The organism is Sphingobium terrigena (assembly GCF_003591655.1).
Taxonomy (GTDB): Bacteria; Pseudomonadota; Alphaproteobacteria; order Sphingomonadales; family Sphingomonadaceae; genus Sphingobium; species Sphingobium terrigena.
This window is the reverse complement of sequence record NZ_QVRA01000001.1, coordinates 310849-326489: the sequence shown is the minus strand read 5'-3', so window position 1 is coordinate 326489 and position 15641 is coordinate 310849. Positions and strand designations below refer to the sequence as shown.

Below are 15641 nucleotides of genomic sequence, written 5' to 3'. Positions count from 1 at the left end.
TTTCACAGCATTTCTTGACCGAAAATCGCCAGACACCGTCCGGCGAAATCCGTCTAAGGGCACCAGCAGCGACCACAAAATGCTGCTCTTTTTGGTGCCCTCGGATCGACCCGGCCTTGCTGGGAAAACGACCATGCTGACCTACATCCAGATCAATGCCGCCAAGCCGAGAGCGAAGGCCTGGAACCTTACCGATTCACAGAACCTCTATCTCGTCATCCAGCCCAACGGTTCGAAGCTATGGCGCTTCAACTACCGTTTTCTGGACAAGCAGAAGAAGCTTCATCTCGGGGGCGCTTCACCGATCTGGATGATGTCGTCGCCCGCGCGAACGCGACCCAATACGGGTTGGCGGCCTCGGTCTGGGGCAAGGACATTGCGGCCGCACGCGCGGTGGCGGAGAGGATCGAGGCCGGCACGGTCTGGATCAACGATATCCACAGCTTTTCCCCCCACGTGGCGTTCGGCGGGCACAAGCAATCGGGGCTCGGCATCGAAAACGCGCTGGAGGGGCTGGCGGAATACACCAATGCCCAGACGATCGTGACCAATTCGTGGGCTATCGGCCAAGCCGCCTAGCCAACGCGAATTTGAGATTGCCCAACGTCGCTCCCGCCGGGGTCGACGACGAATTTTTGCGTCTAAAAAGGGAGGTCTCAAAATGAGCGAAATGCATAATCGTAATGCAGCCACGCGCTTCATGCTTGGGACCGCGCTGCTGGCCAGTCCTTCAGCCGCATGGGCACAGGATACGGCTTCGGCCGAAGCGCCGGTGTCGGATGAGATCATCGTTACCGCGCTCAAGCGCAACCAGTCCTTGCAAACCGTGCCGACCACCGTGTCGGTGGTGGGCGGCGATGCGCTGGCAACGGCCAACGTAGCGTCGATCGAGCAATTGACTTCGATCGTGCCCGGTGTCCGCATCCAGAATGCACCTGCCGGCTTGGTCAACCCGATGATGCGCGGTCTAGGCTCAAGCCCAACAGCTTCGAACAGGCCATCGGCCTGTTCGTCGATGGCATCTTTCTGGGCCATCCCCGTCTGACATCGGCCTCTTCTCCTTCGCGATGCTTTCGGGGAACAAGGGCGTGCATGTCATTGTGCCGCTGACGCCCGGTCACAACTGGGACACGCACAAGGATTTCGCATCCCGCTTTGCCCAGGCCCTGAGCGCCGCGGAGCCTGACCGCTTTACCGCGACGATGAGCGAGGCCAAGCGCTAGGATCGCATCTTAATCGACTGGCTGCGCAATCAGCGCGGCAGTACCGCTATACACTATTCCGTCCGCGCCCGCCCCGGTGCTCCAGTCGCCGTCCCGATGGATTGGGATGAACTGGACAGAATGAAGGACGCACATCCCCTCTCGATCGAGCATCTCGAAACGCTCATGAAGAGGAGCGCAGGGCTTAACGGCTGGGGGTTCGCAACGCAGGCTTTGCCTGAGATTTAATCCGAATTCGACGTAACGACCAACTCACGCCGTTCCCTCGTCACGTTGAATGGCCGCTTGTGTCGCATCCATCCCTTCACGCCGCCAGCACCACAGAGAGGCCGGAAAGCGAGGGGCAGGGTCAATGATGGGTTCGTTCATTCATGCAAGAGTGGACAGGCGCATCCGATCATCATGGGGAGGCTACCCCGAATCAACATAGGCGGTCTTGACCGATGTGTAGAACTCCGCCGCATAGCGGCCCTGCTCCCTTGGACCGAAGCTGGAACTGCCGCGTCCGCCAAAAGGGACATGATAATCGACCCCGGCCGTCGGCAGATTGACCATCACCATGCCCGCGCGGCTGTTCCGTTTGAAATCAGCGGCATATTTGAGGCTGGCGGTGCAGATACCGGCGGTCAGGCCGAAGGACGTGTCGTTGGCCAGCGCCAGGGCGTAGGCATAATCCTTGGCCCGGATGACGCAGGCGACAGGACCGAAAATCTCCTCGCGCGCGATCGCCATATCGTTGGTCGCATCGGTAAAAAGGGTGGGCGCCATGTAGAAGCCGGGCGTATCACATGCGACGCGATGCCCGCCAAAGGCCAGGGTCGCACCCTCGTCGCAGCCGCGCTGGACATAGGCGAGGTTGCTGTCTAGTTGCGCCTGACTGACGACTGGTCCGACAAATGTGTCGGAGCCAAGCGCGTGGCCGACCTTCAGGTGCCGCAGTCGTTCGATCAGTTGCGCAACAAAGCGATCGTGAATGGCATTGGTGACGATGAACCGTTCGGGCGCGGTGCAACGCTGGCCGGTGGACATATAGGCGGCGTTGACCGCGATCGAGACAGCAAGGTCGAGGTCGGCATCATCGAGAATGACGAACGGGTTCTTGCCGCCCATCTCCAGCTGAAACTTCTTCATCGGCGACGATGCAACGCAGGCGGCGGCGATCGTCCTGCCGACATTGACGGAGCCGGTGAAGCTGATCGCGTCGACGCCGGGGTGGGACAGGATGGCGTTGCCGACCACCCGCCCCTTGCCGAAAATCATGTTGAATATGCCCGGCGGAACCCCTGCCTGATCGATGATCCGGGCCAGCGACAGCGCCGTGGCAGGGGTCAGGTCGGCAGGCTTGAACAGGACCGCATTGCCATAAGCGAGCGCCGGCGCGATCTTCCAGGCGGGGATGGCGATCGGGAAATTCCAAGGCGTGATGATGCCGACCACGCCCACAGGCTCGCGCGTCACCTCTATATCGACGCCATCGCGGATCGAGGCGAGCCTGTCGCCGGTCTGGCGCAGACATTCGCCCGCGAAGAAGCCGAATATCTGACTGGCGCGCTGGACTTCGGCCACAGCTTCGGCCAGCGGCTTGCCCTCCTCCCGCGCCAGGATGGTGCCGATTTCAGTCGCGGCGGCCGCGATTCCGTCGGCAATCCGGCGCAGCATATCGTGGCGCTGCTGGATATTGCTGCGCGCCCAAAGCGGCGCAGCGGCGGTGGCGGCTGCCACGGCGGCATCGACTTCCGCCGCGCCGCCTGACGGGAAAAGCCCGACACTATCGCGCGTGTCGGAGGGATTGACGTCAGGCTGATGATCCTGCCCGGCGACCCAGGTGCCGCCGATATAATGGCGCTCGCTCATTGGCCTGCGTCCTTCGCATGATTGTTCAGCGTCGGCGAGGGACGCGGCGGCGCGAGCGGGGATCGCGAGAAGGTGATGGGCAGCCGCACCGTTGCGACCGGCGGTCCATCGGGGCGGTCGATCGTCTGTCGCATGGCGCGATGGATGATCTGGGGATCGTCGAAACATTCACCCACCGTGTTGATCGGACCGGCGGGAACGCCCTGCGCCTCCAATTGGGCGAGCAGAGCGTCGCGCTGCCACTGCCGCGTGGCGGCCGACACCATCGCGCTGACGGCGGCGCGATCGGCCACGCGCTGCGCATTGGTGGCGTGATGATCGGGCGGATCGATGCCGACGACGCGGCAGAAACGTTGATACTGGGCGTCATTGCCCACAGCCAGGATGAACCAGCTATCGGCGGTCGGAAACGCCTCATAGGGGGCGATGTTGGGATGGGCATTGCCCAGCCGCCGGGGGGATAGGCCGGACGCGAAATAGTTCATTGCCTGATTGGCGAGCGTGCCGGTCATGACGTCGAACAGCGCCATGTCGATCTGCTGGCCAAGCCCGGTGCGGGCGCGATCTGCCAGCGCGGCCTGGATGCCGATCACGGCATAGAGGCCGGTCAATATGTCGGCATAGGCGACGCCAATCTTTTGCGGCGGGCCGTCCGGGTCGCCGGTCAGATCCATGATGCCACTCATGCCCTGCACGATGAAGTCATAGCCCGCCCGCTGCGCATAGGGACCGTCCTGCCCGAAGCCGGTGATCGAGCAGTAGATCAGCCGGGGATTGATGGCGGCGAGACTGGCATAATCCAGCCCATATTGGGCGAGATTGCCGACCTTGAAATTTTCGATCAGCACATCGGCCTGCGCAACGAGATTACGGGCGGCCTGCTGGCCCTGTTCGGTGCGAAAATCGAGGACGAGCGACGATTTGCCGCGATTGGCGGCATGGAAATAGGCCGCATCGCGCGACCCGTCGCCATTGTCGATAAAGGGTGGCCCCCATTGGCGGGTGTCGTCACCGGCGGGGCTTTCGACCTTGACGACATCCGCGCCCAGATCGGCGAGGATCTGGCCAGCCCAGGGACCGGCCAATATGCGCGCAAATTCCACGACCTTGACGCCATGCAACGGGGGCAGATCCATCAGAAGGCCGCGATGCCGGTGATGGCACGGCCCAGGATCAGGGCGTGGACATCGTGCGTGCCTTCATAGGTGTTGACCGTTTCCAGGTTCACCATGTGACGAATGACCTGATATTCAGCGGAAATGCCGTTGCCGCCGTGCATGTCGCGCGCGACCCGCGCAATGTCGAGCGCCTTGCCGCAATTGTTGCGCTTGACCATGCTGATGATCTCCGGCGCGAAACTGCCTTCGTCGAGGACGCGCCCTACCCGCAGCGACGCATGGAGGCCGAGCGTGATTTCGGTCAGCATGTCGGCCAGCTTCTTCTGATAGAGCTGGGTCGCGGCCAGCGGTCGCCCGAATTGCTTGCGGTCGAGGCCATATTGGCGCGCGGCGGCAAAACAGGCTTCGGCCGCGCCCATCGCACCCCACGAAATACCATAGCGCGCCCGGTTGAGGCAACCGAACGGCCCTTTCAGCCCCTCGACATTGGGCAGCAGCGCGTCATCGGGGACGATCACATCGTCCAGATTGATCATGCCGGTGATCGAGGCGCGCAGCGATAGCTTGCCCTCGATCTTCGGCGTCGACAGCCCCTTCATGCCGCGTTCGAGGATGAAGCCGCGAATGGCACCGCCATGCGCGTCCGATTTGGCCCAGACCACGAACACATCCGCGATCGGTGCGTTGCTGATCCAGGTCTTGTTGCCGTTCAGCCGATAGCCGCCTTCAACCTTCTCGGCACGCGTCCTCATGCCGCCGGGGTCCGATCCGGCATCGGGTTCGGTCAGGCCGAAGCAGCCGATCAGCTCACCGCTGGCCAGTCCCGGCAGATATTTGTCGGCCTGCTCCGGCGAGCCATAGGCAAAAATCGGATACATGACGAGGCTCGACTGGACCGACATCATCGACCGGTAGCCGGAATCGACCCGCTCGACTTCGCGAGCGACAAGGCCATAGGCGACATAGGTCGAATTGGCACAGCCGAAACGTTCCGGCAGGGTCAGGCCCAACAGCCCCTGCGCGCCCATTTCCCGAAAAATATCGGGATCGGTATATTCCCGTTCGAACGCATCGGTCACGCGCGGCTGGAGCCGATCCTGTGCAAAGGCCCGCGCCGCAGCACCAATCAGCCGTTCATCTTCGCTCAGGGCCGCATCGAGGCCGAGCGCATCTTCCCAATCAAATCCGATAATATCTGCCACCTGAAGCCTCCCCTTTTTCGCGGCCGATGATGCATAGTTGTTTCATTCCAGAAAACAGGTTTCTATGCTGTTTTTAATCGCATTTTGGAATTGATAAGCCATGCTGGAACCTGATTGCCTGGAAGCCTTCGTCGCCGTGGTGGAGGAGCAGCATTTCGTCAGCGCGGCCGACCGGCTGGGCTGCACCCAGTCGGTGGTCAGCAAGCGCCTGCAACGGCTGGAGGATCAGCTGGGCGGCAGGCTGTTGTCGCGGGGCCAGCGCAGCCGGATTGCGCTGACCCGCGAAGGCACGCAATTTCTGCCATTGGCCCGGCAATTACTGGCCGAGCTGAGAGCGACCGAACGGCACGGGCAGAAAATCCTGCAAGGCGAGGCAGGACGGCTGCGCGTTGGTTTCGTCTTTTCCGCGATCATGACGGGGCTGATGCCGCAATTGGTCAGCCATTTGCGCGCGCATTTGCCGGACGTCGATATTGCCGCCGAAGCAATGGAATCGCCACAACAAATTGCGGCGATCGCCGACGGCCGGATGGACATCGGCTTCATTCGCCCGCGCCCAAGCTATCCGGTCGGGGCGTCGATATGGGCAATCCATAGCGAAGCTGTGCTGCTGGCGGTGGCGGACACCAGTCCGCTGGCCGACAGGGGCGACATAGGATGCGCCCAGTTGCGGGATTATCGCTTCATCATCCCGCAATTTCACGAGCAGGTGGGGCTGATCGACGTGATCGGGGCGATCGCACGGATCGGGCAATTCCCTCTGCCCGATGTGATCCCCACCGCCGACTTCATCACCAGCATTGGCCTTGCCGCAGCGGGCATGGGCGTGGCGCCGGTGCCCGCTTCACTGGCAGCGCTTGACCTGCCCAATATCCGCTATCTGGGCATTTCGGACTATGATGCGTTGCTAGACCTTGTCTTGGTTGAAGCCGCCGACCTGCCGATGCCCGTGCGAACGGCGGTGAAAGCGTGGCGGGAACGGGCGATCGACCTGTCCCCGCCGGCGCGCAATCCTATTGCTGGCCCGACTTGATGACCTTGTCGAAATAGGGGGCCGGAGCCACGGTGACACGGATTTCGCGCAAATTATGGGCTTCGACCGTGCGGCGTTTGCTGCCCGGATCGCCCCAGAGCAAGGTGAGTTCGGTTCCCGGCGCGGCGTGCGCGATGTCGACCGTGCCAAGCGACAGGAAGGTCGGGCCGTTGGGCGTGTGGCAGCACCATTGCGAAATGCCGGCCACGTCGCCGCCCTTCATCACCGCATCATATTGGAAGGTGGAATACATGGGATTGGGAATGGCGATGGATTTGGCCCGCGTCTCCGGCCCTTCGAACAGGCCGGACTGGAGCGCCGAGATCACATCGTCCTGATTCCACACGAAGCTCACCTTCTTGCGACGGGGGTTGGCAACGCGGTCCAGCACCGCGTCGCGACCGATAAAGTCGCGGTTGGGATCGGCTAACATGCCATAGCCCAGTTCGACCGGATCGACATAATAGTCGCTGATCCGGTCCGACTGGAACGAACCGCCGAGCGAGGCGACGCTTTCAAGGAAATATTGATCGAGCCATTCGCGATAGGGCTTTGTCCCGTCGCCATCATAAATGGCAGGCAGCGGCATCGGCATCCAGCCCGACTGCGTGCCGGTGGTCGAATAGGCCAAAGCGCCGACCTTGCGCATGGCGTAGTTTTCGCCCGCCTTTTCGAGCGCGTCGCGCACCGCCTGCTGCTTGTCCCACGGACCATAGATTTCGAAACCCGGTTCGCCTGCCATGCCGTGGCGCAGGGCACGGACATCGACGCCAGCAATCTGAAATTCGCCGATGCCGAAGAAGGAAATCTCCGGCAGGCTGCCCTGCGTCACTTCGCGCATCAGCGCCAGCGCCGATGGTCCCTGCACCTGGACACGGAATACGTCACGCGGCGCCTGCACCACTGACCAGGACAGATGCCGGGTCGCTTCGACCTGCAGGCCGCTGATCGATGCCTGATATTCGATCCAGTCGGCGGCGAACGGCGCGCCGACCACGCGGAAAAATTCCTCTTCTTCCCGAAACAATATGGCGTCGCCGATGACATAGCCTTCGGGGCTGGTGACAACGACCTGCTTGCCGCGCAGCACCCGGAAGGGATCAAATTTGTTGATGGCGACGCGCTTGAGCAATTCCAGCGCATCAGGGCCGCGCAGATGCAGTTCGGCCATATGGTAGGAGAGTTCGAGCAGCGCGACGCCGTGGTGCCAGGCGCGCACTTCCTCCTGCCAGTTGGTAAATTCCGGCGGGATGCCGGGGAAAACATAAGGCCCGATCGACGATCCGCGCAGCAGCGGCACCGCGCCGCCCGCATTGTCGATCAGGGTTTCCAGCGAAGTCCGTTGCTGTGCGGCACCAAAATTCATTGCCAAGGTCACTCTCCCACATGTGATTCCGTTCGGAATTTTCAAACAGGAGTCTTATTCGGATTAAACCGAATGTCAAGTTGGACTTAATGTTCAATTCGAAGTGCGAACACTGCCGACCAGGCAAAAAGGATCGCGTCGTCATCGCGATAGATGGCGGTGTAATCCAGCCGGTTGGTCAAAAGACCGGAGGCGCGCATGACCTCCACATCCACCTGCCCGAATATGGCGACGAATCCGGGTTGGGCCGACACTGTGCGATCGAGCAGGCGGACGGCCTGATAGCGCCGTTCACCACTGGCGATCTTGCGGATGAATTCCGCCTTGTCCTCTACCATGCCATTGGCGTGGGTGTAATGGAGGTCGTCGGCAAGCATGTTTGCCAGTTCGTCGAGATCGCTGGCGGCCATGGCGGCAAAGCGCCGATCTTCATTGGCCAGCACGCGCTCTATACGGTTCTGGGTCAAGGGCTGATCCTTCTTGTTCAGGGTGTTACGGCGCATAGTGGCGCGCCGCTATTCGGGGTTGGGCACGACCGTGAAATTGGAAAAGCCGCCATGGCGGTTTTCGATTCCCGCCAGCACGTCATTGATGCTGTCGAGAGGATAGGATTGTTGCCGGAACAGGTCGAAATCGAGCGTGCCCGCGCGGATCATCTCTGCCATGTCCATGCCTTCGGCGGTGGTGAACCAGACCGACCCCTGGAAACCCTGATTCCAGTCCATCATCTTGTGGACATTGAACGGCACTGGCTGGGCGACCGCGCCCACATTGACGAGCAGCCCGGTCCGCCGCAGGCAGCGCGACAATTCCAGCATCTGTTCGCCCGTGCCGCCCGGCCCGACGCAATCGACGGCCAGATCCACGCCCTCCCCATCGGTCATTTCGATCGCCCACGGCCGCACCGGGCCGTCCAGCGTGGAATGGGTATGGATGCGGCGCGGCGCGAGCTGGCGCACTTCTTCGAGCAAGTCGCGGTTGCGCGCGACGGCCAGAATCTTCGTTGCGCCCATCGCCAGCGCGCACATCACCGTCGGCAGCCCCAACGTCCCTGACGCGCCGTTGATCAGGGTGGTGACGTTGGGTCCGGCCCCGCCCTTGCGCAGCGCCGAATAGCCGGTCCCGGTGTAGCCGAGGCGCGTGGCCTGCTGGCACGTCACATTATCGGGCAATTTGATGCAGCCATTGGCGGGCGCGACCATATATTCGCACAGCCCGCCATAGGGGTAGCGATCGAAGGTCTGCTGCGACGATTCCGAATAGCCGAAATAGCCCTGAAGGATCATGGATGTGCAACCGGTGGGATTGCCAGCCCGGCAGGCCCGGCAGGTGCCACACGCGCGGCCCGGATTGACATAGACGCGGTCGCCGACCTTCAGCCCCGTTACGGCGCTGCCGACCTGCACGATGGTGCCGGCCGGATCGAGGCCGAATGTGGCCGGCAACGTCGGCAAAGGCAGGCGCGGGAACCAGTTGGTCCAGTTTTTCAGGACATTGCCGAGATTGGGCACGATGCCGCAGGCATGAACCTTGACGATGACATCGAGGGCTTCGGGCCGGGGTGTCGGGACTTCCTCGATCACCATGGGGGCACCCACATCATACATACGCGCGGCGCGCATCTTGGCCGGAAGCATCATCATTCTCCTGTCTATTATAGTATCGCGTTCAAGCCAGCCGCTCGGTCATGTGCGCGGCAAAAGCCTCGCTGGACATGCTGCCGGACAGCGACTCGATCAAAATCCGGGTTTCCTGCAATATGGCGTCGTCGCTGAGGTCGAGGTCCAGCGGCTCGCCGCAGGGCTGCGGGGTGTGAAAGGGCGTATCGAGATAGAGCTCGATGCGATTGCCTTCCGGGTCGTTGAAATAGACCGACCAGGCATTGCCATGATTGAGGCAAATCACGTCCTTTGCACCATGATCCTGCGCCTGCTGCCGCCGTGCGCGCAGGGCATCGAGCGAGGGCACCTTGAAGGAAAGCTGCATCACCGTGCTGGGTGTTTCGGGTGCCTTGCCGGATGACAGGACCAGCTGGTGATGCTGGTCTGGCGCGCCGGACAGGAAAACAAGCTGGTTGCGAAACACTTTGCCGACACCGCGATCGGTCACCAGCAGGCCGAACACGTCGGTATAGAAGCGCTCCATGAGCGCGATGTCGGTCACAAAAATACCAAGGTGCGCCAGCGACGGGCGATCATTGGGCATGGCTCTCTCCGCTTCATTCATCATTCCTGATTTATTATTTCGAAAAAAAGGTCAAGCCCAATACGCCAAAGAATGGCGTTATTCGCACAATTTTCTCTTAGATGGTTGATTTTCGAAAAAACAGCAGGCAAAGGATGGGCAGGCCGTTACAACCCGCCGAAGAGGCGCTGACGCGGCCGAGACGATGAAGGGTTCGACAATGCGGCTGGCAAGCTTCGTCCATGCAGATCAATCAGCCTATGGCGCGGTTCATGGCGACCATGTCGTTCGGCTCGACCAGACGCCGGGTGCGCCCGTCGACCTGTGCGGCTATATCGCCCGCCATTGCGGTAATTGGCCTACCGCTGTTTCGGGCGAGGAAATCCCGCTGCACGCCGTGCGACTGCTGCCGCCCATTGCGGCACCGGGCAAGATATTGTGCGTCGCCACCAATTTTCGCGAGGGCAAGCCTGATCCCGAATTTCCGCTGACCTTCACCCGCTTTGCCGACACGATCGTGGGGCATGGCGAACCGCTGCTGAAACCTGCGGTGTCGCAGAAATATGATTATGAAGGCGAGCTGGCCGTCATCATCGGCAAGCCGGGCCATAAAATCGCGCGCGAACAGGCGCTAGACCATGTCGCGGGCTATAGCTGTTTCAATGACGGCAGCGTACGCGACTGGCAGAAACATTCCAGCCAGTTCATTCCGGGCAAGAATTTCCATCGCAGCGGCAGCATGGGACCATGGCTGACGACCGCTGACGAGATCGACGATTTCGCCGCGATCGAACTGCGCACACGGGTCAACGGCGTGGTGAAACAGGACATATCCATGGCCAGGATGATTTTCGATGTCGCCTGGCTGGTCAGCTATTTTTCGACCTTCACCCCATTAGCGCCGGGCGACGTCATCGCCACGGGGACGCCGTCCGGCTTCGGATCGACCCGCACGCCGCCGGAATTTCTGGTCGATGGCGACAGGGTGGATGTCGAAATTTCGGGGCTTGGCACCCTCACCAATATTGTGCGGCAGGATGCGGGCTAACGCCCTCCCCCCGCAAACGGGCATGCAGATATATATTCGCTGGAGGCGTTCGATGCAGGAAAAAGTTACGTTTGAATCCGATGGGCTGACATTGTCGGGCGTGCTGCATGTCCCTGACCATTATGCCGGGGAGCCATTGCCCGCTTTCATTGTTTGCCATGGTTTTGTCGGATCGAAGGATGAAAGCCACGCCCAGATCCAGGCCGAGATGATGGAGAATTTCGGCTATGTCGCGCTGCGCTTCGATTTTCGTTGCTGTGGTGAAAGCGAAGGGGAGCGGGCGCAGGTGCGCTGCTTCGATCAGGTCGCCGACGCGAAAAATGCCGTGACATGGCTGGCGAAACGGCCGGAGGTCGATGGCAGCAGGATCGGTATTACCGGCCATAGTTTCGGCGCGGCCGTATCCGTCTATACCGCCGGTGTGGATGATCGCATTGCCTGCTGCCTGTCATCGTGCGGCTGGGGTAATGGCGAACGCAAGTTCCGGGGCCAGCATCCGACGCAGGAAAGCTGGGACAAGTTTATGGGGATTCTCGACAATGGTCGGCGCCACAAACAGGAAACAGGCGAAAGCCTGTGGATGTCGCGCTTCGACGCGGTGCCGATCCCGCAAGCGCTGCGCCAGAATCTGTCGCCCAAGGCGATCATGGAAATTCCGACCGAAACGGCCTGGTCGATGATGAATTTCCGGGCGGACGATGTGGTCGGCAATATTGCCCCCCGCCCGCTGCTGCTGTTCCACACGGCGAACGATACGATCACCCCCACCATCGAATCGGTGCGGATGTTCGAGAAAGCGGGCCAGCCGACCGAATTGATGCTGATCGACACCACCGCGCATTTCCCGCTGGCGCCAGCGGATGCGCCGCGCACCAAGGCGATGATGAAGGGCTGGCTCGACAAATTCTTCCCCTCGCCCATCGGCGCGGCGTAACCAGCCAAGGGAGTCGAACCATGTCCGCTATTTCCGCCCCGGCCCTGCGCCGTTTTGCCTCCGCTCTGCTGACGGGCGGGGGGTTTGTCCATCAGGACGCCGATGCCATGGCCGACCTGCTGGTGTGGGCCAATTTGCGGGGTGCCGACTCGCATGGCGTCCTGCGTATTCCGCGTTACATCGAAATGCTGGCGCTGGGTCAGGTCAAGGCCGACCACCAGATCAGCATTGCCCATGCCTTTGGCGCGATTCGCGTCGTGGATGGCGACATGGCACCGGGCGCGGTCGCGATGAACCGCGCGGTGACGGAGGCGATGGCGATGGCCACGAGGTTCGGGCTGGGCTGGTGCGGGGTCCGGCGGACCAGCCACGCCGGCGCGGTCGGCTATTTCGTCGAACAGGTGGCCCGTGCGGGCATGATCGGCATCGCGATGACGGCATCCAAGCCGTTGATGAGCTATTTCGGTGCGAAGGGCGAAGCGCTGTCGACCAATCCGCTGGCGATCAGCATCCCGTCGCCCGATTGCGGCGATCCCCTGATTCTGGACATGTCGACGGCGGCGGTGGCGCTGGGCAAGGTGATGAGTGCGAAGGACGCCAACCGGCCCATTCCGCTGGGCTGGGCGATCGACGCCGATGGCGCTGAAACCACCGATCCGCACAAGGTCGCTGCTTTGCTGCCGATGGCGGGTGCCAAGGGCAGCGGCCTGTCGCTGATGATCGAAATGCTATGCAGCGTGCTGAACGGGAATCCGGCCATCGCTCCTGCCCTGACCGGCGGCAAGGCCGGCGGCTTTAACGGCATGGTCCTAGCTATCGATCCGCGCGCCTTTGGCGATCCGCAGATTTTCCGCGAGGATGTGGGTGCGCTGATGGCCGCGATCGGCGGACTGGAACCGGCGCCGGGGTTCGATCGCGTCCGCCTGCCGGGTGAGCGGGGGTATGAAACGCGGCGACTGCGCGAGAGGGACGGCATAATGCTGCCTTCTGGCACGGTCGATCGGCTGATCGACTGCGCGCGCGGTCTGGGCGTGGAACTGCCCGCAGGTCTGGCTGAGTGAAGTGCGCTCAGGCGGCCTGTACGGGCGTGACCTCCAGGCCATTTTCCATGATATTCTGGGCAATTTCGCGGACATGGCGCTCGATCAGGGTCATCGCATGATCGACATCGTTGCTTAGCACGGCTTCCATGATCATGCGATGCTCGTCGGTCTTGGCGCGCGGGGTCTTGCGGACCATCGCCGAAATGCGGCGGTAGCGGCGCGATCGCTCGAACAGCCGGTCGCGGATCTCGGCCAGCGTGGGCGACGCGGACGCGCCCACCAGCGCCTCGTGGAATTCGGCGTGCAACTGGTCCCATTCCGGGGTGACGCGGCGCTGCCCTTCCAGCTCATTTTCCAGCCGGTCAAGCCGGTGAAAAGTCGAGAGAATCCGTGATTTCCATTCGTCGTCGCCGCGCTCCATCGCGCGCAGCAGACATTCCTTCTCGATAAGCACACGCGCATTGGTCAGGTCGCCCAAATCCTCGCTCGAAATCGGTGCGACCTTGAAACCGCGCTGCCCTTCCGAAACGACCAGCCGTTCGGACGACAGGCGGGACAGCGCCTCGCGCAGCGTCGAAAAACTGACGCCGTAAATATCCTTCATCGCTTCGAACCGCAGTTTTTCGCCGGGCTTGAGGATACAGCTGATAATATCCTCGCGAAGTCGATGCAGGACATCGTTCGCCAATGTTCCGCCCACCAGGCTTTGGGAACGCAAATTGCCTTCCGAACCGTTCTTCAATCCGCAATTCCTTCGATGCGCGACGCCGCTAGCCTGAACGGATCAGGCTTCGAGCTTTGTCAACCGGGACACGATCCTTCTTGCCAGGACAATAGCCTTGTCCGCCTTTAATACCAATGCCACATCGTCGTCGAGGGAAGCCGAGCCAAAGGCTTCAAGATTAGCCTGTTGATTGCGCAGCGTTTCTTCATCCTCGGCAAATGCCGCTCTGGTCATGACATCCCACAGATCGCGCACTTTCCCTTCACCCCGGTTGCGATAGACCGATTGCGCCCAGAAATAGTGGCAGCTCGTTTCCGTCGCGGGCGTGATGATGTTGGTGTTCAGCACGATGGCACCGTCCGTCTCGCGATCGCCGCCTTGCGCCACGGCGCCATGGACCAAGATCATGATGCCGGGGGCATACCAATAGGTTTCGAGATAATTGTCGAACAACGGCACGGCGTCGTCGAGCATATAGCCGGTCCGCAGCGGCGCCGACATGCTGTTCTTGAAGCCGAAGAAATCCACCAGCTGCCGGTCGCCAAGCGCCTTGATCGTCCGTTCGGAATCGAGAACGCCCGCATTGTCGAATGTCGCCGCGTGGACGAAGGCGGTGTGCGTCAGGTCGAGCAGATTATCGACGGCCAGCATATAATTGGCGTTGATCGCGATATGGTGCGGCCCGGCCACGCCCCAGGTCGCGGATGGTTCAAGACAGGTGAAATCCAGACCCGCCTGATAGCCCGGACCGGTATCGAAGGCCGGCAACGGCGCGCTTTGCGCCAGGGCGGCATCGCCCGGCCATATCCAGACCAGGCCATGCGCTTCCCGCACGGGGAAGGAGCGGACGCAGGCGCGAGCGGGGATTTCCGTCTGGCTGGGAATCTCACGGCATATCCCGTCCGTACCGAAAACCAGACCATGATAGCCGCACCGCAGGCCATCATCGACGACGGTGCCTTTCGACAGGGGATAGAGGCGATGCGGGCATTGGTCGATGACGACGCCAAGCGTGCCGTCGCTTTTGCGAAACAGCGCCAGCGGCAGGTTGCAGACGGTGCGCGCCAGCACGCCCCCATCGACCAGTTCATGCGACATAGCTGCGACATACCAACTGTTACGCGGAAACATGCAAATACCTCACCCTGTTCTTATTATTTCGAAATTATCGCATATCGCAACAACGCGCAAGGGGAAGGTCGGCTTTATGAGAGATGTCAGCGACATTTCCGGCCCGACACTCCATATATTTTCGATATTAATCCCGAAGTCCATACCGCGTGGCGGGATGGTCGCTCATATGAAAAAAGACCGGCGCAGATGCCTGCGCCGGTCGTCAGAGAGGTTGGAGATGGACATTGTGTCGCTACATTGTCAGTCGGCCCGCTTCGCGCCGACCAGCACGAAAAGCATCACGGCGTCCTTCGCGCTTTTGTTGCGCCAGGCGTGGCGCGTGCCGCCCTGCACCACGACATCGCCCGTCCTGAGGCATGTTTCGACCCCGTCATCGAGTTCCAGCCAGATTTCACCATCGATCACCACGTCATAATCAATGCTGTCCGTGCGGTGCATCCCGTTGCCGTCGGGTTCGAATGCGTCGATCAGCCCCTTGAGGTGGACACCCGCTTCGGCCGCATAGCCCGGCCCGTCGAAACGCGGGTCGGCGAAGATGCTGTCGGGCGGGAAGCGGACGAGCATCAGCCGGGTTTCGCCGGGCGCCGGGCTGACGACGATGCCGGGCTTTGGTTCACCCCCCAAACTGACCGGCAAGGCGGGCGTGGCAGCCGTGGCCCATATCACGGACGTCATATGCCCCGGCCACCCCGCATATTCGTGGCGGTTGGACGGTTCGCCATCGGCCAGAAAAACCGCATTGCCGCCCACAACTCCGGTAATGACTCGACGCATCGCA

The 15641-nt window shown here is 61.6% G+C and carries 16 protein-coding genes and 2 pseudogenes; 8 read left to right on the top strand and 10 right to left on the bottom strand.

Annotated elements, in window-relative coordinates:
• Nucleotides 1-79: 79 nt before the first annotated feature.
• From D0Z70_RS25775 to ligD, 4 genes and pseudogenes are all read left to right on the top strand, one after another.
• Nucleotides 80-244, top strand: a pseudogene (locus tag D0Z70_RS25775) (Arm DNA-binding domain-containing protein); the annotation flags it as partial.
• Nucleotides 241-579: an aldehyde dehydrogenase family protein gene (locus tag D0Z70_RS01560; RefSeq protein WP_119743642.1), complete on the top strand. Its 339-nt coding sequence runs from the start codon at nucleotides 241-243 to the stop codon at nucleotides 577-579. The pseudogene D0Z70_RS25775 and the gene D0Z70_RS01560, both read left to right, overlap by 4 nt.
• A gap of 82 nt (nucleotides 580-661) precedes the next feature.
• On the top strand, nucleotides 662-1045 hold the full coding sequence (locus tag D0Z70_RS01555) for a TonB-dependent receptor plug domain-containing protein (RefSeq protein ID WP_119743641.1): 384 nt from the start codon (nucleotides 662-664) through the stop codon (nucleotides 1043-1045).
• Nucleotides 1041-1451 (top strand): annotated as a pseudogene (gene ligD / locus D0Z70_RS01550) (non-homologous end-joining DNA ligase LigD); the annotation flags it as partial. The gene D0Z70_RS01555 and the pseudogene ligD, both read left to right, overlap by 5 nt.
• Nucleotides 1452-1634: 183 nt before the next feature.
• On the opposite strand, the gene D0Z70_RS01545 reads toward ligD, so the two are convergent.
• From D0Z70_RS01545 to D0Z70_RS01535, 3 genes are read right to left on the bottom strand one after another with little or no spacing between them, the layout of a single operon-like run.
• Nucleotides 1635-3077 carry an aldehyde dehydrogenase family protein gene (locus D0Z70_RS01545; protein ID WP_119743640.1) on the bottom strand — a complete coding sequence of 481 codons (1443 nt, stop codon included), beginning with the start codon at nucleotides 3075-3077 and terminating at the stop codon, nucleotides 1635-1637.
• A complete protein-coding gene (locus tag D0Z70_RS01540) occupies nucleotides 3074-4213 on the bottom strand; it encodes a CaiB/BaiF CoA transferase family protein (RefSeq protein ID WP_119743639.1) in 1140 nt (379 codons plus the stop codon). Before D0Z70_RS01540 ends, D0Z70_RS01545 begins: the two co-directional genes overlap by 4 nt.
• Nucleotides 4213-5397 (bottom strand): acyl-CoA dehydrogenase, encoded by a 1185-nt coding sequence (locus tag D0Z70_RS01535; RefSeq protein ID WP_119743638.1) that lies wholly within the window; start codon nucleotides 5395-5397, stop codon nucleotides 4213-4215. The genes D0Z70_RS01540 and D0Z70_RS01535 overlap by 1 nt, the downstream gene beginning before the upstream one ends.
• Nucleotides 5398-5497: 100 nt before the next feature.
• Between D0Z70_RS01535 and D0Z70_RS01530 the strand changes: the two genes are divergently transcribed.
• Nucleotides 5498-6430 carry a LysR family transcriptional regulator gene (locus D0Z70_RS01530; protein ID WP_119743637.1) on the top strand — a complete coding sequence of 311 codons (933 nt, stop codon included), beginning with the start codon at nucleotides 5498-5500 and terminating at the stop codon, nucleotides 6428-6430.
• Here the strand turns inward: D0Z70_RS01530 and D0Z70_RS01525 are convergent.
• From D0Z70_RS01525 to D0Z70_RS01510, 4 genes are all read right to left on the bottom strand, one after another.
• Complete coding sequence (locus D0Z70_RS01525; protein WP_119743636.1) at nucleotides 6411-7796, bottom strand: aminomethyltransferase family protein; 1386 nt, start codon at nucleotides 7794-7796, stop codon at nucleotides 6411-6413. The two genes, D0Z70_RS01530 and D0Z70_RS01525, sit on opposite strands and share 20 nt — an antisense overlap.
• Nucleotides 7797-7882: 86 nt before the next feature.
• Entirely contained in the window at nucleotides 7883-8299 is a 417-nt protein-coding gene (locus D0Z70_RS01520) for a nuclear transport factor 2 family protein (RefSeq protein WP_119743635.1), read from the bottom strand.
• 12 nt (nucleotides 8300-8311) lie between these two features.
• Nucleotides 8312-9439, bottom strand: coding sequence for an alcohol dehydrogenase catalytic domain-containing protein (locus D0Z70_RS01515; RefSeq protein WP_239018771.1), 1128 nt, complete (start codon nucleotides 9437-9439; stop codon nucleotides 8312-8314).
• Nucleotides 9440-9464: 25 nt separating this feature from the next.
• On the bottom strand, nucleotides 9465-10001 hold the full coding sequence (locus D0Z70_RS01510; RefSeq protein WP_119743744.1) for a VOC family protein: 537 nt from the start codon (nucleotides 9999-10001) through the stop codon (nucleotides 9465-9467).
• A gap of 184 nt (nucleotides 10002-10185) precedes the next feature.
• Here D0Z70_RS01510 and D0Z70_RS01505 point away from each other — a divergent pair, with 184 nt between their 5' ends.
• The 3 genes from D0Z70_RS01505 to D0Z70_RS01495 are packed head-to-tail and all read left to right on the top strand — an operon-like array spanning nucleotide 10186 to nucleotide 13023.
• On the top strand, nucleotides 10186-11028 hold the full coding sequence (locus D0Z70_RS01505; RefSeq protein WP_239018770.1) for a fumarylacetoacetate hydrolase family protein: 843 nt from the start codon (nucleotides 10186-10188) through the stop codon (nucleotides 11026-11028).
• Nucleotides 11029-11080: 52 nt separating this feature from the next.
• A complete protein-coding gene (locus D0Z70_RS01500) occupies nucleotides 11081-11962 on the top strand; it encodes an alpha/beta hydrolase (RefSeq protein WP_119743633.1) in 882 nt (293 codons plus the stop codon).
• 20 nt (nucleotides 11963-11982) lie between these two features.
• Complete coding sequence (locus tag D0Z70_RS01495; protein WP_119743632.1) at nucleotides 11983-13023, top strand: Ldh family oxidoreductase; 1041 nt, start codon at nucleotides 11983-11985, stop codon at nucleotides 13021-13023.
• A gap of 7 nt (nucleotides 13024-13030) precedes the next feature.
• On the opposite strand, the gene D0Z70_RS01490 is transcribed toward D0Z70_RS01495, so the two are convergent.
• From D0Z70_RS01490 to D0Z70_RS01480, 3 genes are all read right to left on the bottom strand, one after another.
• On the bottom strand, nucleotides 13031-13723 hold the full coding sequence (locus D0Z70_RS01490; protein WP_119743743.1) for a GntR family transcriptional regulator: 693 nt from the start codon (nucleotides 13721-13723) through the stop codon (nucleotides 13031-13033).
• Between the two features lie 66 nt (nucleotides 13724-13789).
• The gene (locus D0Z70_RS01485) at nucleotides 13790-14860 is read right to left on the bottom strand and encodes an aromatic ring-hydroxylating oxygenase subunit alpha (protein ID WP_119743631.1); all 1071 of its coding nucleotides are present in this window, start codon (nucleotides 14858-14860) and stop codon (nucleotides 13790-13792) included.
• A gap of 243 nt (nucleotides 14861-15103) precedes the next feature.
• Nucleotides 15104-15637: a cupin domain-containing protein gene (locus D0Z70_RS01480; protein ID WP_119743630.1), complete on the bottom strand. Its 534-nt coding sequence runs from the start codon at nucleotides 15635-15637 to the stop codon at nucleotides 15104-15106.
• Nucleotides 15638-15641 lie beyond the last annotated feature (4 nt).

What these genes read in the sequence shown, in the direction of transcription:
- D0Z70_RS01505 (WP_239018770.1), top strand. Translation starts at nt 10,186, where the DNA reads ATGAAGGGTTCGACAATGCGGCTGGCAAGCTTCGTCCATGCAGATCAA.
- D0Z70_RS01525 (WP_119743636.1), bottom strand. Translation starts at nt 7,796, where the DNA reads ATGAATTTTGGTGCCGCACAGCAACGGACTTCGCTGGAAACCCTGATC.
- D0Z70_RS01545 (WP_119743640.1), bottom strand. Translation starts at nt 3,077, where the DNA reads ATGAGCGAGCGCCATTATATCGGCGGCACCTGGGTCGCCGGGCAGGAT.
- D0Z70_RS01555 (WP_119743641.1), top strand. Translation starts at nt 662, where the DNA reads ATGAGCGAAATGCATAATCGTAATGCAGCCACGCGCTTCATGCTTGGG.
- D0Z70_RS01510 (WP_119743744.1), bottom strand. Translation starts at nt 10,001, where the DNA reads ATGCCCAATGATCGCCCGTCGCTGGCGCACCTTGGTATTTTTGTGACC.
- D0Z70_RS01480 (WP_119743630.1), bottom strand. Translation starts at nt 15,637, where the DNA reads ATGCGTCGAGTCATTACCGGAGTTGTGGGCGGCAATGCGGTTTTTCTG.
- D0Z70_RS01515 (WP_239018771.1), bottom strand. Translation starts at nt 9,439, where the DNA reads ATGATGATGCTTCCGGCCAAGATGCGCGCCGCGCGTATGTATGATGTG.
- D0Z70_RS01485 (WP_119743631.1), bottom strand. Translation starts at nt 14,860, where the DNA reads ATGTTTCCGCGTAACAGTTGGTATGTCGCAGCTATGTCGCATGAACTG.
- D0Z70_RS01500 (WP_119743633.1), top strand. Translation starts at nt 11,081, where the DNA reads ATGCAGGAAAAAGTTACGTTTGAATCCGATGGGCTGACATTGTCGGGC.
- D0Z70_RS01520 (WP_119743635.1), bottom strand. Translation starts at nt 8,299, where the DNA reads ATGCGCCGTAACACCCTGAACAAGAAGGATCAGCCCTTGACCCAGAAC.
- D0Z70_RS01530 (WP_119743637.1), top strand. Translation starts at nt 5,498, where the DNA reads ATGCTGGAACCTGATTGCCTGGAAGCCTTCGTCGCCGTGGTGGAGGAG.
- D0Z70_RS01495 (WP_119743632.1), top strand. Translation starts at nt 11,983, where the DNA reads ATGTCCGCTATTTCCGCCCCGGCCCTGCGCCGTTTTGCCTCCGCTCTG.
- D0Z70_RS01560 (WP_119743642.1), top strand. Translation starts at nt 241, where the DNA reads ATGGCGCTTCAACTACCGTTTTCTGGACAAGCAGAAGAAGCTTCATCT.
- D0Z70_RS01540 (WP_119743639.1), bottom strand. Translation starts at nt 4,213, where the DNA reads ATGGATCTGCCCCCGTTGCATGGCGTCAAGGTCGTGGAATTTGCGCGC.